The following is a 12,582-nucleotide window of genomic DNA, read 5'->3' on the forward strand; positions in this document are numbered from 1 at the left end:
TCTTTATATAAAAAAGGCCCCATTAACGGGGCCTTTCTTTATAGAAGCACTCCATCATGCCGATTGTGGAACTCGCTCGCACAACATGGTTAATGCTTTTACCCAAACCGGATGCTCGTTCAGGCAAGGCACCAGAATTAATTCCTGTCCACCAGCTGCCAAGAACTGCTCCTGCCCGCGCATACCAATCTCTTCCAAAGTCTCGATACAGTCGGCTACGAAAGCCGGACACATGACCAGCAAACGCTTTACACCTTGCGCTGCCAGCTCATCGAGGCGAGCTTCCGTATAGGGCTCAATCCACTTCGCGCGCCCCAGTCGTGATTGGAAGGAAACCGACCATTGATCAGGACGCAACCCGGCTGTGTGCGCAAACCCTTCAGCAGTTTTTATGCACTGGGCTCGATAGCAGTGGTCCAGTACCGTGCCAGTGGCCTTCTGGCAACAGTCCGCCCCCTTCAGACAATGCGTGCCGGTAGGATCGGATTTGTGCAAATGCCGCTCCGGCAAACCATGAAAGCTCATCAATAGATGGTCAAACGGCTTATCGAGATAGGGCTTGGCGCTTTCAACCAGGGCCTGCAAATACTCTGGCTGATTGTAGAAAGGCGCCAGTACATCCATTTTGAGTGGCAATGAACGTTCGCGTATAACCTTGCGAGCCAATTCGACCGCCGTGGTTACCGTGCTGTCTGCGAACTGGGGATAGAGTGGAGCGAACGTCACGCGCTTCACTCCCTGATCAGCCAACCGAAGCAATACCGACTCAATAGACGGCTCGCCATAGCGCATGGCCAGCTCGACCGGGCCGTGTGACCAGTAAGGACGCATGGCCTCTTGCAGTCGACGACTGAGGACAATCAGGGGTGACCCCTCCTCCCACCAGATCGACGCATAGGCATGAGCCGACTCAGCCGGGCGCTTGGCCAGAATCAGCGAGACCAGCAGACGGCGGGCCGGCCAGGGCAAATCCACGACATACGGATCCATCAAAAACTGATTGAGGTAACGTCGGACATCCGGCACGGAGGTCGAGGCCGGCGAGCCCAGATTAACGAGCAATAAAGCGTGATCGGTCATGAATGGTCCTTAATACGCAGCAGGTCATCCAACGCCGCGTCTAAATCGGTGAAGCGAAACGTATATCCTGCCTCCTGCAAGCGCTGCGGCAAGGCGCGCTGGCCTCCCAGGAGCAAAACGGACAACTCTCCCATCAGGCGCAAAGCAAAGGACGGCACCGGAACCCTGGCGGGTCGATGCAAAGCCCGGCCCAGCGACTGGGCGAACTCGGCATTTCGCACCGGTTGGGGTGAGCAGAGATTATAAGGGCCCTGGGCTTCATCCCGTTCCAGAAGAAAATCCATGGCCTCGATTTGATCTTTTAAATGAATCCAGGGCATCCATTGCTTTCCACTGCCCAAACGTCCACCCAGTCCCATCCGAAACAGCGGAAGCAGGCGCAACAGAAACCCGTCGTCGGCAGCCAGGACCAGTCCGGTTCTGATAGTGATAACCCGGATCCCCTGGGTTTTCGCCTCCATGGCCACTTGCTCCCAGGCCAGGCACAATTCGCTGGCAAAATCGTCACCAGGTGTTGCTCCATATTCGACGACAGGCTTCTCACGTGTATCGCCGTACCAGCCTATAGCCGATCCTGAGATCAATACCCTAGGCTTTTGCTCCCGCTCGGCAAGCCACTCGACCAGCCGCTCTGTTGTACCAATCCGGCTTCGCCAGAGTTCGGCCTTGCGCGACGACGTCCAGGGACGATCAGCGATGGGGGCACCGGCCAAGTTGATCACAGCATCCAAGGGCTCGTCATTCAGCATGTCCAGCGTATCTACTCCACGAACGCCAGGGCCGCACTCATGCGCCACTTTGTCCGGCGAGCGACTCAGGACGGTCAACCGGTAGCCTTTTTCCAGCCAGTGCCTGCATAGGGCACGCCCGATTAGCCCGGTGCCGCCTGTCAGCAATATGTGCATGTCGTCGCTCCCTTCCTGTTTATGATCGTATAAACACTGTCCACCGCAGACCTTCCGACCATTGTTTGTTAAGGTCATGATGCAACTGCATCAGCTTTGTCACAGTCGTACCCGTAGAGCCTGCTTTATTGCGAAACGTTCGTCGACAGGTTCTGCCAAGACAAGCGAGGCCTTTCATGACCGCACCCATTGCCATTATCGGCGCCGGCATTGCCGGGCTTTCCGCCGCTCATGTCCTCCACGCGGCAGGGCATGAGGTATATCTTTTCGAGAAAAGCCGCGGAAGCGGAGGCCGCATGGCCAGCAAGCGGAGCGAAGTCGGCTCGCTGGACCTCGGCGCTCAATACTTCACGGCACGCGATAGGCGCTTTATCGATGCGCTCAACCAGTGGCGTAGCCAGGGACACGTCGTAGAATGGGATCCGGCGCTCTACCAATACCGCGCCGGCTCGCTGACGCCCTCTCAGGACGAACAGCCGCGCTGGGTAGGCAGCCCGCGCATGAGCGCCATTACACGCGCCCTGCTCGGCGACCTCCCGATTACCTTTGGTTGTCGTATCACCGAGGTATTTCGCGGCCCTCACCACTGGACCCTGCAGGATGCAGACGGGCAGAATCATGGCCCTTTCAGCCACGTGATTATCGCCACGCCGGCACCACAGGCCACGCCCTTGTTGGCCAGCGCCCCTAAACTTGCGGCCGTTGCGGCCGGTGTAGTTATGGAGCCGACGTGGTCCGTGGCGCTGGCCTTCAAGTCTCCCTTGGAGACTCCGGTCGAAGGCTGCTTTGTGCAGGAAGGTGAACTTGATTGGTTCGCCCGTAACCGTTGCAAGCCAGGACGGGATACCGATTATGACACCTGGGTTCTGCATGCCACGAGCGCCTGGAGTCGTGAACACCTGGACGCGGCTAGAGAAAATGTAGTTGAGTTACTGCATGGGGCCTTTGCCGAGCTGATTGGCTGCCTGGTCCCTGAACCGTCGTTCACTCTGGCCCATCGCTGGCTGTATGCGCGCCCCGCCCAAGGTCATCAGTGGGGTGCTCTCGCTGATGCAGACCTGGGCCTGTTTGCCTGTGGTGACTGGTGTGCCTCTGGCCGTGTAGAAGGTGCCTGGCTCAGCGGCCATGAAGCCGCCACACGCCTGCTCGACCATCTGGAGTGATGCTTCTTTAGCGCCGCACATAGCCTGCGGCGCTTGTAGCAGATTTACCTTGCGTCTGACGCCTCGAATTATCTGGCATACCTTGGGTCACAACTCATATTGAACTTATACAAAAATACAATCTTGTATAACTTTTTGCATGTTCAATAGGAGAATTCCTTTATGCCGCTGCGCCAGTTTGCGACCCTTACCAGACCTAAATTAGGTATCAGTGCTTGTTTGCTGGGTGAACCTGTACGCTATAACGGTGGACATAAAGAGTCCCGGCTATGCAGTCGGACATTGAGCGAGCACTTCGACTTTGTTCCCGTCTGCCCGGAAATGGCGATTGGCCTGGGAACGCCTCGTGAGCCCATTCGCTTGGTCGGATCACCTGAGCGGCCTAGAGCCGTAGGATCGGTCGACTCCTCATTGGATGTCACCGAAGCGCTACAGGCCTATGGCGCTCGTATGGCACATGAGCTGAATGACCTGTCCGGTTTCATTCTCATGCAAAAATCCCCGTCATGTGGAATGGAGCGTGTAAAGGTTTACTCCGAAAACGGGATGCCCAGCCAACCGGAAGGGGTAGGATTATTTGCTCGTGCCTTTTGCGAGCAACGGCCCGAACTGCCTGTGGAGGAAGCTGGCAGACTCAATGATCCCATACTTCGAGAAAATTTCGTGACGCGGGTCTTCGCCTATGCGCAGTGGCAGGAATTGCTGCAACAGGGATTAACGTACAAGGCCATCCTTGGTTTTCACTCACGCTATAAATACCAGTTGATGGCTCATCATCCAGAGCAATTCAAGGAATTGGGACGCCTGTTAGGTAATATTGGTAGTCATGACCCCAATGAGTTAGGCCGCAAGTATTTCAAGGGTGTTATGGTGGCCCTTAAACGTTGCGCCACTCGCGGCAATCATTGCAATGTGCTGTACCACTTGTTTGGCTACCTAAGGAAATCACTCAGCGCTGCCGATAAGCAGGAAATGCAACACTTGATTGAGCAATACCATAAAGGAATCGTTCCCCTCGTGGTTCCTTTGACTCTGTTAAAGCATCATTTCCGCCGACATCCTGACCATTATGTTGCTGAACAGTCCTATATGCAGCCCCATCCGGAAGACTTGAGTCTACGTAATGCCATCTAATACCCAAATCCCCGTGAAGTCTCCTGTCGATACTGAAGGTGACGGTGATTATCAGGCGGCCCTGAACGAGGGGTGGCTACCGATTCGTGAAGTAGCACGCCGTACAGGCGTCAATGCCGTGACCCTCCGCGCCTGGGAGCGACGTTACGGTCTGATCCTTCCCAAACGAACCCCCAAAGGCCATCGTCTGTATGGCGAAAGTCACATCGAACGCATTCAAAACATTTTAGCTTGGATCAACCGCGGCGTTGCTGTCGGCCAGGTCAAGGCGCTGCTCGACACTCAACGCCCTGCCCCCTTGCTGGTTGATACTCCTTGGTTAAGCGTACGTCAGGAGATTCTCGATGCAGTACGCCAATTGGCCAGTCGACGACTCGACGAGGCCTATAATCGAGCCGCCGCGCTCTATCCGCCGCGCGTACTCTGCGAGCAGTTATTACTTCCTCTGATAGAACACCTCGACCAGCAGCGCCAGGTGCCACTGCAAGGCCGTCTCGAACAGGTGTTTTTCCTGTCCTGGCTACGAAGCAAGCTGGGCACTCGAATCTACCATAGCAATCATCAGCTCAACGGCTCGCCGCTATTGCTGGCTAGCTTGTCCGATGCTCCTATGAATGTAGGGCTCTGGTTGAGCGCCTGGTTGCTGAGCAATGCCGACTGCCCCGTCGAAACCCTTGAGTGGAATCTTTCGCTCGATACCTTTCCATTGACTATCGAGCGCATGACACCACGGGCTCTAGTGCTGTACTTAAACGAGCCGCTAGACGCTGCCCAGGTACGGCAGCTGCTGGGGTTATCTAATAGCCGTGCGGTTCCCTTGCTTCTGGCGGGACCAGCGGTCAGTCTGCTGGATGATGAGAGCAAGGCTAACGTGGAGGTTGCCTTCGATCCGCTAGATGTCTTTAACCGCCTGCAAGGTCTAGGTCTATTAACGGAATCCATCTGACCCAGCGCGCTGGTTCGACACTGTAGTGCAGGCGCAGATAGCGCAGCCTTAGGCTGCCACAACCGCTTAAGATTTTGCGACGGAGCAGCCATCACGAAAAAGCCGGGCAGTCGCCCGGCTTTCAACCATCACGCTTGTTCAGATAGCGTGGCTATAGAACAAGGAATAGGACTCGATACCGTCGTTCGGCTTCTTGATATCCGCATTCGAATAATGGATGGCGCGAATACCCACACGCTGGGTTTCCCTAAACTTTATACCAACTCCGATACGATCCTCGAAGTTAAAGGCCGACCCTAAGTTCTGCTCACCGACACGAGTGCCAGAAAACAGGGAAACACCGATACCAGCCTCGATAAATGGCGTGACGGAGCCCTGCCCGAACTCATAGACGAAAACGGGCGCAAATGAAATCGAATGCTTTCCTGATGAATAGCCATTGGCGCCTTCCCAGTAGGTATATCCCGCATCCCAGTATCCGGTCAGGCGTCCTGTTGAACTCTCCCACCACTGGGTTCCCCAGTCAAAACCTGCCCCAAGCCGGTACGTCATATCACCCTGGCCGGTAACACCAACCGCTCCAGACAACTCTACGGCTTGTACTGATGAAATGGCCCCAGCTGAACATACAGCTGCCATGACCAATGGAAGCAATTTCTTCATTCCTAGATCCTTTATTGGTTATAACAATCCGCCCACTCGCTTGTGCCTACTGTCCCGGAAACCAGAGATCACACATAAATTGTTAGCATGCTATCTTTATTTAGAAAAGGCTTCCACATCTGCAGACTCGCCCCAAAGACACGGCAGTATGGATTTAAAGGTAGCAGGCTTTCCGCTGGTCCAGAAACGACAGTGCGAAACCGGTCCTTGGGCCGCGGCAAGGCCACACTCCTTTAACACTGCGCTTAAACGACGCGCCACAGCTGCTCCAGTATCGATCAGACTAATATCCGCAGGGACCAGTTCCTCAAGCAGAGGCTTTAGAAAAGGGTAATGGGTACAGCCCAAGATGAGCGTATCGCAACCCGCCTCTAACAAGGGAGCAACATACCCTTGTAGTAACCGGCGAGTCTCCGGCCCCTTTAAATCACCTTGCTCGACGCGCTCCATCAGACCAGGACACGGCTGGGTCACGACACGTATGTTACTGGCGAAACGGTCTAGTAGCGCAGCGAAACGGGCGCTTTGCAAGGTACCGGTAGTAGCCAGCACTCCCACTACAGCCGTACGCGTTGCAGCAGCAGCTGGCTTCACAGCAGGTTCCATTCCTACAATAGGCCAATCGGGATAACGCTCGCGTAAATCCGCTACGGCTGCCATCGTGGCAGTGTTGCAGGCCAGTACCATGGCCTTGGCCCCTCGCGCACGAAAGAACTCAGCGACACGAACGCACCGTTCACGGATAAATTCCGGTGTTTTCTCGCCATACGGAATATGGCCGCAATCGGCTACATATAAAAATGACTCGCCAGGCAGTTCTCGGCGAATCTCACGCAATACCGAAAGGCCGCCCACGCCAGAGTCGAAAACGCCTACAGGAGCCTCACAAGCCATCGCGACTCCTGCACACCTCACACTTGGGATCGCGACGCAGTTTAAGCTCTCGAAAACGAGAGCTCAGGGCGTCCACCAGTAACAAACGGCCTACCAGCGGCTCGCCAAAGCCCGCCAGCAACTTTAAGGCCTCGAGCGCTTGGAGGCTGCCTACCAGCCCGACCAAAGGCCCTACGACTCCCGCCTCGCTGCAGGTCAGCTCTTCGTCATGGCCATGACCATACAGGCAGTGATAACACGGACTCTCTTCACGTCGCGGGTCAAATACGCTGAGCTGTCCTTCCAAACGGATTGCCGCGCCGCTGACTAACGGGCGACCCGCCGTCACGCAGGCTGCATTTATGGCACCACGCGTTGTGAAATTGTCCGAGCAGTCCAGCACCACATCGACGGTACTGACCGCCTCCATCAACGAGTCGGCATCCAATGCTATGCGATGAGGTATGTAAGAAATTTCGGGATTAATGGCCTGAAGTCGTTCCAAGGCAGAATCGACCTTACTCCAGCCAATGTGTGAGCTGTCATGAATAACCTGACGCTGCAGGTTGGTCAGATCGACCGTATCGAAATCTGCAAGATGAACCTCACCCACGCCAGCGGCTGCCAGATAAAGTGCTACGGGAGATCCCAACCCACCCAGCCCCACAATCAGGACACGTCCTTGCTTAAGGCGCAACTGCCCTTCCACGTCGATCTGGGGGAGCAGGATCTGCCTACTATAGCGCAAAAGTTCGATGTCGCTCAGCACGCCCAACGCCCCAGCGTAATGCGCTCATGACCCGCCAAGTCACGGCGACTTTCCACCGCTGAAAAGCCTTGGTGCTCAAACAGAGCCCGTACGGCAGCGCCCTGCTCGAAACCATGCTCAACCAAAAGCCAGCCATGACGATTGAGGTGCTCGGGCGCCTGCGCCACAATCAAACGGATGTTGTCCAGGCCATCCCTTCCAGCCACCAGGGCACTCGAGGGTTCGTAACGTACGTCTCCCTGCTGGAGATGCGGGTCATCCTGAGCGATATAAGGCGGATTGCTTACAATGATATCGAAGGATTCACCAGCCAGCGCGCTGAACCAGTCGCTCTGGCTGAAATGGACGTTTGTCAGGCCTACTCGCTCACGGTTACGCTCGGCCAGCTGAATTGCCTGGATAACCCGATCAACCCCAACAAGCTGCCAGCCTGATCGCTCGTGAGCGATGGCAAGGGCAATCGCACCAGTCCCGGTTCCTAGATCAAGCACGCGTGCCGATGGCTCAGCCAGACACGCCAAGGCAGACTCGACCAAAAGTTCAGTATCCGGGCGTGGGATCAACGTATCCGGCGTGACCTCCAGATCAAGCGTCCAGAACCCCTGATGCCCTACGATATAAGCCACAGGCTCGCCGTCACGCCGGCGAGCTATGAATGCAAGGTAACGTTCCTTTACTTCCTGTGTCACGACCCGCTCGGGCCAGGTTCGCAGGAAGCTACGCGGCTTTCCCAATGCAGCTGCCAACAGCAGTTCTGCATCCAACCGTGCGCTGGGAGAGCCCGGAAGATCCGCCTCCTTCAGTAATGCTCCAATCGTCGCCATATCAATCTCCCAATGCCGCAAGCTGATCGGCCTGATATTCCTGTAGAAGCGGCTCGATGACCTGCTGTACCGCTCCCTCCATGACCTCTGCCAGCGAGTACAGGGTCAGATTGATCCGGTGATCCGTTACTCGACCTTGCGGAAAGTTATAGGTTCGAATGCGTTCGGAACGATCTCCCGAACCCACCAGTAACTTTCGTGTACTGGCTATAGCCTGTTGATGCGCTGCCTGCTGCTGGTCATTCAGCTTGGCCGCCAACCAGGCCATAGCTTTAGCCCGATTCTTGTGCTGCGAACGCTCTTCCTGGCACTCGACAACTATGCCGCTGGGGATGTGTGTGATGCGAATCGCCGACTCAGTCTTGTTAACGTGCTGGCCACCCGCACCGGACGAACGGTAGGTATCAATCCGTAGGTCCGCCGGATTGATTTCGATGGCGGCCTGCTCATCAGGCTCAGGAAGGACAGCTACCGTGCAGGCCGAGGTATGAATACGCCCCTGCGACTCGGTTTCCGGAACGCGCTGAACTCGGTGAGCTCCTGATTCGAACTTCAGCTTGGCATAGACATTATCGCCTTCAACCCGTGCGATAACTTCTTTATACCCACCATGTTCGCCCAGGTTTTCGGACATAACCTCTACCCGCCATCCCTGGCGTTCTGCATACCGTGAATACATGCGGAACAGGTCGCCAGCAAAAATAGCGGCCTCGTCCCCGCCCGTGCCAGCGCGGATTTCCAGAAAAACATTGCGTCCATCGTTAGGATCGCGAGGCAGCAACATACGCTGCAGCCGATCTTCCAGCCCAGCCAGGGCCGCCTGGGCCTGCTCGGCCTCTTCTTCCGCCATGGCGCGCATGTCGGGATCGCTGTCCTTCAGTAAGGCCCGTGCGCCTTCCAGGTCGGATTGCAGCTTACGAAATTCATGCAATGCATGGATAACCGGCTCTAGCTCGGCATACTCCTTCGAGTAGGCTCGGAACTGAGTCTGGTCACTGATCACTTCGGCGTCGCCGAGCAGAGCGGTCAATTCTTCGAACCGGTCGTTAAGACCGTCGAGTTTGTGCAGCAGGGATGCTTTCATTATTTATCCTCGCTCCCATCGAGAGCGAACAATTCCTGGGCCAGAGTGAGCGCATCGACACGCCCCTCGGCAGACAATTTCTTGAGCTGTACGCTAGGAGCATGCAGCAACTTATTGGTCAGGCTTCGTGCCAGCGAGGCCAGGACAATTTCCGGCGAAACACCATTCGCCAACTGCCGCTGCGCCCTTGCCAGCTCTTCGTCACGCATCTGCTCTGCCTGCTGTCGGTACGCCCGCAGTACATCCACGGCAGCCCGCTCGCGCAGACGATGCATGAAATCCTGGACCCCAGCGAGTACCAGCTTCTCTGCTGCCTGTGCAGCGCCCTGGCGACTCTTAAGGTTTTCCGTGATGACCTCATGTAAATCATCTACGGTATAGAGGTAAACATCAGCCAGTTCGCTTACCTCAGGTTCGATATCACGCGGAACGGCAATATCAACCATAAAAATGGGCTTGTGCTTGCGTTGTTTAAGTGCACGCTCTACGGCGCCCTTGCCTAGGATAGGCAGTTGACTGGCCGTTGAGCTGATAACGATATCGCTATTCGGCAGCTCCTGAGGTATATCAGCCAGCAAAATAGTATGTGCGCCGAATTGCTCAGCCAAATGGCTGGCCCGCTCGAGCGTCCGGTTAGCCACTACGATGCGTTTAACACCCTGTTCGTACAAATGCCGCGCGACCAGTGTAATGGTCTCGCCTGCCCCAATGAGCAAGGCCTGACTACGGTTCAGATCGCTGAAGATCTGTTTCGCCAGGCTGACCGCAGCAAAGGCAACTGAAACCGGATTCTCGCCAATAGCGGTGTCGGTACGGACACTTTTTGCCGTATTGAACGTTGCCTGAAAAAGGCGCCCTAACAAAGGGCCTACCGTACCAGCCTCACGAGCTACGGCATAGGCGGATTTCATCTGCCCCAGGATCTGCGGCTCACCGAGAATCATAGAGTCCAGGCCCGATGCGACTCGCATCATGTGCTGTACGGCGGCATCCTCTTGAAAAACATAGGCGCAGGCCCGCAGCTCCTCAAAAGAAAGGTGATGATAGTCTGCCAGCCACGTCAATATCCGGTCCGCAGTCGGCTGCTCCATTTCGAGATAGAGTTCACTACGGTTGCACGTGGACAAAATGGCCGCTTCGCGGCTCATGGTCTCCTGGCACAACTGGCGAAGTGCGTCCACCATTTGCTCGGGAGTGAAAGCTACGCGTTCGCGTACATCCACCGAGGCGGTCTTGTGATTGATGCCAAGCGCGAGGAAAGCCATGCAAAATCGCTAAGTTTTTTGGAAAGCCGGTAATTGTCCTACTTCGTCGATTGAACGACAACTATTAGGGCCATGTGCTTGCCTAATACCTTATGGCATGATGGACTGACTGCAGAGAGGCCGCTTCGATCACATGACTAGATATCTCGCGCTGCTAACTACTGCGCTGCTGCTTGCCGGCTGCCAGAACCTCGTCAGCCACTCCCCCGACCAGACATCCGCTCCTGAACAGAAACCCGCTACGGTGCCGGCTCCGCCAGAAACGTACGGAAGCTTCCGGGAAGATACCCTTTACGACTTGTTGGTCGCCGAACTGGCTGGCCAGCGTAACCGCTTCGATATCGCCCTGGCTAATTATCTTGAACAAGCCAAAAGCACCCAGGATCCTGGCATCGCAGAACGGGCGTTCCGCATTGCGGAATACTTGGGGGCAGACAACTCTGCCCTCGAAACTGCGGTCATCTGGGCCCGTAACGCACCGGATAATCTGGACGCGCAACGCGCCGCCGCCATCATGCTGGCACGTGCCGGTCGCTATGACGAGTCCATGATCCATATGGAAAAGGTGCTCCAAGGACAAGGCGATACGCATTTTGATTTTCTAGCCTTGTCTGCAGCTGAAACCGACGCCGATACTCGTGAGGGTCTTCTCAAAAGCTTTGACCGCCTTCAGACGAAGTACCCCGACAATGGTCAACTCCTGTTTGGCAAGGCTCTGCTCTTGCAACAGGACGGCCGTGTCGACGAGGCCCTCAAACTGCTTGACTCACAGCCTGCCGCCAAACGTGAGGTAGCGCCTCTTCTTCTCCACGCCCGTATGTTGCAGAGCCTGGGCCGTAGCGAAGAAGCCCTGCCTCTGTTAGAGCAAGGTATCAAGCAGCATCCAGACGACAAACGTCTTTTGCTTGCCCATGCACGTCTGCTGGTAGAGCAAGGCGAACTGGACAAGGCCAAGCAGGAATTCGCTGACCTGGTCGCTCAGTTTCCGGACGATGATGATCTGCGCTTCTCTCTGGCGCTGGTCTGCCTCGAGGCTGAAGCCTGGACCGATGCGCGCACTTATCTGGACGAACTCGTCCAGCGCGGTAGCCACGTTGATGCCGCTCACTTCAATCTGGGTCGTGTAGCTGAAGAACTGAACGAGCCAGAGCAGGCCATGGCCGAATACGCCCTGGTTGGCCCAGGCAGCGATTACCTGCCGGCCCAACAACGCCAAGCTGAGCTACTGATGGGACAGGGCCGCTTCGATGAAGCGAAACGCCTACTGGCACAATCTCGCCAGCAGCAGCCTGATTATGCGATCCAACTTTACCTGCTCGAAGCAGAAAGCCTTACCAATAACGGCCAGCCCGAAGCTTCTTGGGACATACTGCAGCAAGGCCTCAAGCAATATCCAAACGATCTCAACCTACTCTATACACGTGCAATGGTGGCAGAAAAGCGAGGCGATCTGGCTCAACTGGAGAAGGACCTGCGCTTCATTCTTGCCCAGGACCCCAACAATGCCATGGCCTTGAATGCATTGGGGTATACATTGGCTGACCGTACCACTCGCTATGCCGAGGCCCGGACGCTTATCGAAAAAGCCCACCAAATCAACCCGAACGACCCTGCTATTTTGGATAGCATGGGCTGGATCAACTATCGTCAGGGTCAGCTCGAGCAAGCGGAACGTTATCTACGCGAGGCACTTGAACGCTTTCCTGATGCTGAAATCGGGGCTCATCTTGGCGAAGTACTCTGGGCCCAGGGCAAAAAGGACGAAGCGCGCGAAGTTTGGGCCACCGCAGCCGAGCAGGCTTCCGACAATGCCGTGCTACGCAGCACGCTCAAGCGACTGACAGGCTCCGAAACACTGTGAAAACTTACCGCTTCC

Annotated in this window: 12 protein-coding genes; 4 read left to right on the forward strand and 8 right to left on the reverse strand. The window is 55.9% G+C overall.

Annotated elements, in window-relative coordinates:
* Positions 1 to 54: 54 nt before the first annotated feature.
* Positions 55 to 1,080, reverse strand: coding sequence for a ferrochelatase (hemH, locus tag IQ22_RS08840; protein ID WP_145140816.1), 1,026 nt, complete (start codon positions 1,078 to 1,080; stop codon positions 55 to 57).
* Entirely contained in the window at positions 1,077 to 1,985 is a 909-nt protein-coding gene (locus tag IQ22_RS08845) for a TIGR01777 family oxidoreductase (RefSeq protein WP_145140818.1), read from the reverse strand. The genes hemH and IQ22_RS08845 overlap by 4 nt, the downstream gene beginning before the upstream one ends.
* Before the next feature lie 176 nt (positions 1,986 to 2,161).
* Here IQ22_RS08845 and IQ22_RS08850 point away from each other — a divergent pair, with 176 nt between their 5' ends.
* The 3 genes from IQ22_RS08850 (at position 2,162) to IQ22_RS08860 (ending at position 5,228) form a co-directional block, all read left to right on the forward strand.
* The gene (locus IQ22_RS08850; protein ID WP_145140819.1) at positions 2,162 to 3,148 is read left to right on the forward strand and encodes an NAD(P)/FAD-dependent oxidoreductase; all 987 of its coding nucleotides are present in this window, start codon (positions 2,162 to 2,164) and stop codon (positions 3,146 to 3,148) included.
* Positions 3,149 to 3,310: 162 nt separating this feature from the next.
* On the forward strand, positions 3,311 to 4,282 hold the full coding sequence (locus IQ22_RS08855; protein ID WP_145140821.1) for a YbgA family protein: 972 nt from the start codon (positions 3,311 to 3,313) through the stop codon (positions 4,280 to 4,282).
* Complete coding sequence (locus IQ22_RS08860) at positions 4,272 to 5,228, forward strand: MerR family transcriptional regulator (RefSeq protein ID WP_145140823.1); 957 nt, start codon at positions 4,272 to 4,274, stop codon at positions 5,226 to 5,228. The genes IQ22_RS08855 and IQ22_RS08860 overlap by 11 nt, the downstream gene beginning before the upstream one ends.
* A 138-nt stretch (positions 5,229 to 5,366) precedes the next feature.
* On the opposite strand, the gene IQ22_RS08865 is transcribed toward IQ22_RS08860, so the two are convergent.
* The 6 genes from IQ22_RS08865 to hemA form a co-directional block, all read right to left on the reverse strand.
* The gene (locus IQ22_RS08865; protein ID WP_145140825.1) at positions 5,367 to 5,891 is read right to left on the reverse strand and encodes an acyloxyacyl hydrolase; all 525 of its coding nucleotides are present in this window, start codon (positions 5,889 to 5,891) and stop codon (positions 5,367 to 5,369) included.
* 96 nt (positions 5,892 to 5,987) lie between these two features.
* Positions 5,988 to 6,785 carry a glutamate racemase gene (murI, locus tag IQ22_RS08870; protein ID WP_145140827.1) on the reverse strand — a complete coding sequence of 266 codons (798 nt, stop codon included), beginning with the start codon at positions 6,783 to 6,785 and terminating at the stop codon, positions 5,988 to 5,990.
* Entirely contained in the window at positions 6,775 to 7,533 is a 759-nt protein-coding gene (locus tag IQ22_RS08875; RefSeq protein WP_145140829.1) for a molybdopterin-synthase adenylyltransferase MoeB, read from the reverse strand. Before IQ22_RS08875 ends, murI begins: the two co-directional genes overlap by 11 nt.
* On the reverse strand, positions 7,527 to 8,357 hold the full coding sequence (gene prmC, locus IQ22_RS08880) for a peptide chain release factor N(5)-glutamine methyltransferase (protein WP_145140831.1): 831 nt from the start codon (positions 8,355 to 8,357) through the stop codon (positions 7,527 to 7,529). The genes IQ22_RS08875 and prmC overlap by 7 nt, the downstream gene beginning before the upstream one ends.
* Position 8,358: 1 nt before the next feature.
* Positions 8,359 to 9,441, reverse strand: a complete 1,083-nt coding sequence (prfA, locus tag IQ22_RS08885) for a peptide chain release factor 1 (protein WP_145140833.1) — start codon at positions 9,439 to 9,441, stop codon at positions 8,359 to 8,361.
* Positions 9,441 to 10,706 (reverse strand): glutamyl-tRNA reductase, encoded by a 1,266-nt coding sequence (gene hemA, locus IQ22_RS08890; protein ID WP_145140836.1) that lies wholly within the window; start codon positions 10,704 to 10,706, stop codon positions 9,441 to 9,443. Before hemA ends, prfA begins: the two co-directional genes overlap by 1 nt.
* 133 nt (positions 10,707 to 10,839) lie before the next feature.
* On the opposite strand from hemA, the gene IQ22_RS08895 reads away from it, so the two are divergent.
* A complete protein-coding gene (locus tag IQ22_RS08895) occupies positions 10,840 to 12,567 on the forward strand; it encodes a tetratricopeptide repeat protein (RefSeq protein WP_145140838.1) in 1,728 nt (575 codons plus the stop codon).
* Positions 12,568 to 12,582 lie beyond the last annotated feature (15 nt).

The organism is Pseudomonas duriflava (assembly GCF_007830155.1).
GTDB lineage: Bacteria > Pseudomonadota > Gammaproteobacteria > Pseudomonadales > Pseudomonadaceae > Chryseomonas > Chryseomonas duriflava.

Excerpts from the sequence above, each read along its gene's own strand:
- IQ22_RS08845 (WP_145140818.1), bottom strand. The coding sequence starts at position 1,985 with ATGCACATATTGCTGACAGGCGGCACCGGGCTAATCGGGCGTGCCCTA.
- murI (WP_145140827.1), bottom strand. The coding sequence starts at position 6,785 with ATGGCTTGTGAGGCTCCTGTAGGCGTTTTCGACTCTGGCGTGGGCGGC.
- prmC (WP_145140831.1), bottom strand. The coding sequence starts at position 8,357 with ATGGCGACGATTGGAGCATTACTGAAGGAGGCGGATCTTCCGGGCTCT.
- IQ22_RS08860 (WP_145140823.1), top strand. The coding sequence starts at position 4,272 with ATGCCATCTAATACCCAAATCCCCGTGAAGTCTCCTGTCGATACTGAA.
- hemH (WP_145140816.1), bottom strand. The coding sequence starts at position 1,080 with ATGACCGATCACGCTTTATTGCTCGTTAATCTGGGCTCGCCGGCCTCG.
- hemA (WP_145140836.1), bottom strand. The coding sequence starts at position 10,706 with ATGGCTTTCCTCGCGCTTGGCATCAATCACAAGACCGCCTCGGTGGAT.
- prfA (WP_145140833.1), bottom strand. The coding sequence starts at position 9,441 with ATGAAAGCATCCCTGCTGCACAAACTCGACGGTCTTAACGACCGGTTC.
- IQ22_RS08865 (WP_145140825.1), bottom strand. The coding sequence starts at position 5,891 with ATGAAGAAATTGCTTCCATTGGTCATGGCAGCTGTATGTTCAGCTGGG.
- IQ22_RS08895 (WP_145140838.1), top strand. The coding sequence starts at position 10,840 with ATGACTAGATATCTCGCGCTGCTAACTACTGCGCTGCTGCTTGCCGGC.
- IQ22_RS08850 (WP_145140819.1), top strand. The coding sequence starts at position 2,162 with ATGACCGCACCCATTGCCATTATCGGCGCCGGCATTGCCGGGCTTTCC.
- IQ22_RS08855 (WP_145140821.1), top strand. The coding sequence starts at position 3,311 with ATGCCGCTGCGCCAGTTTGCGACCCTTACCAGACCTAAATTAGGTATC.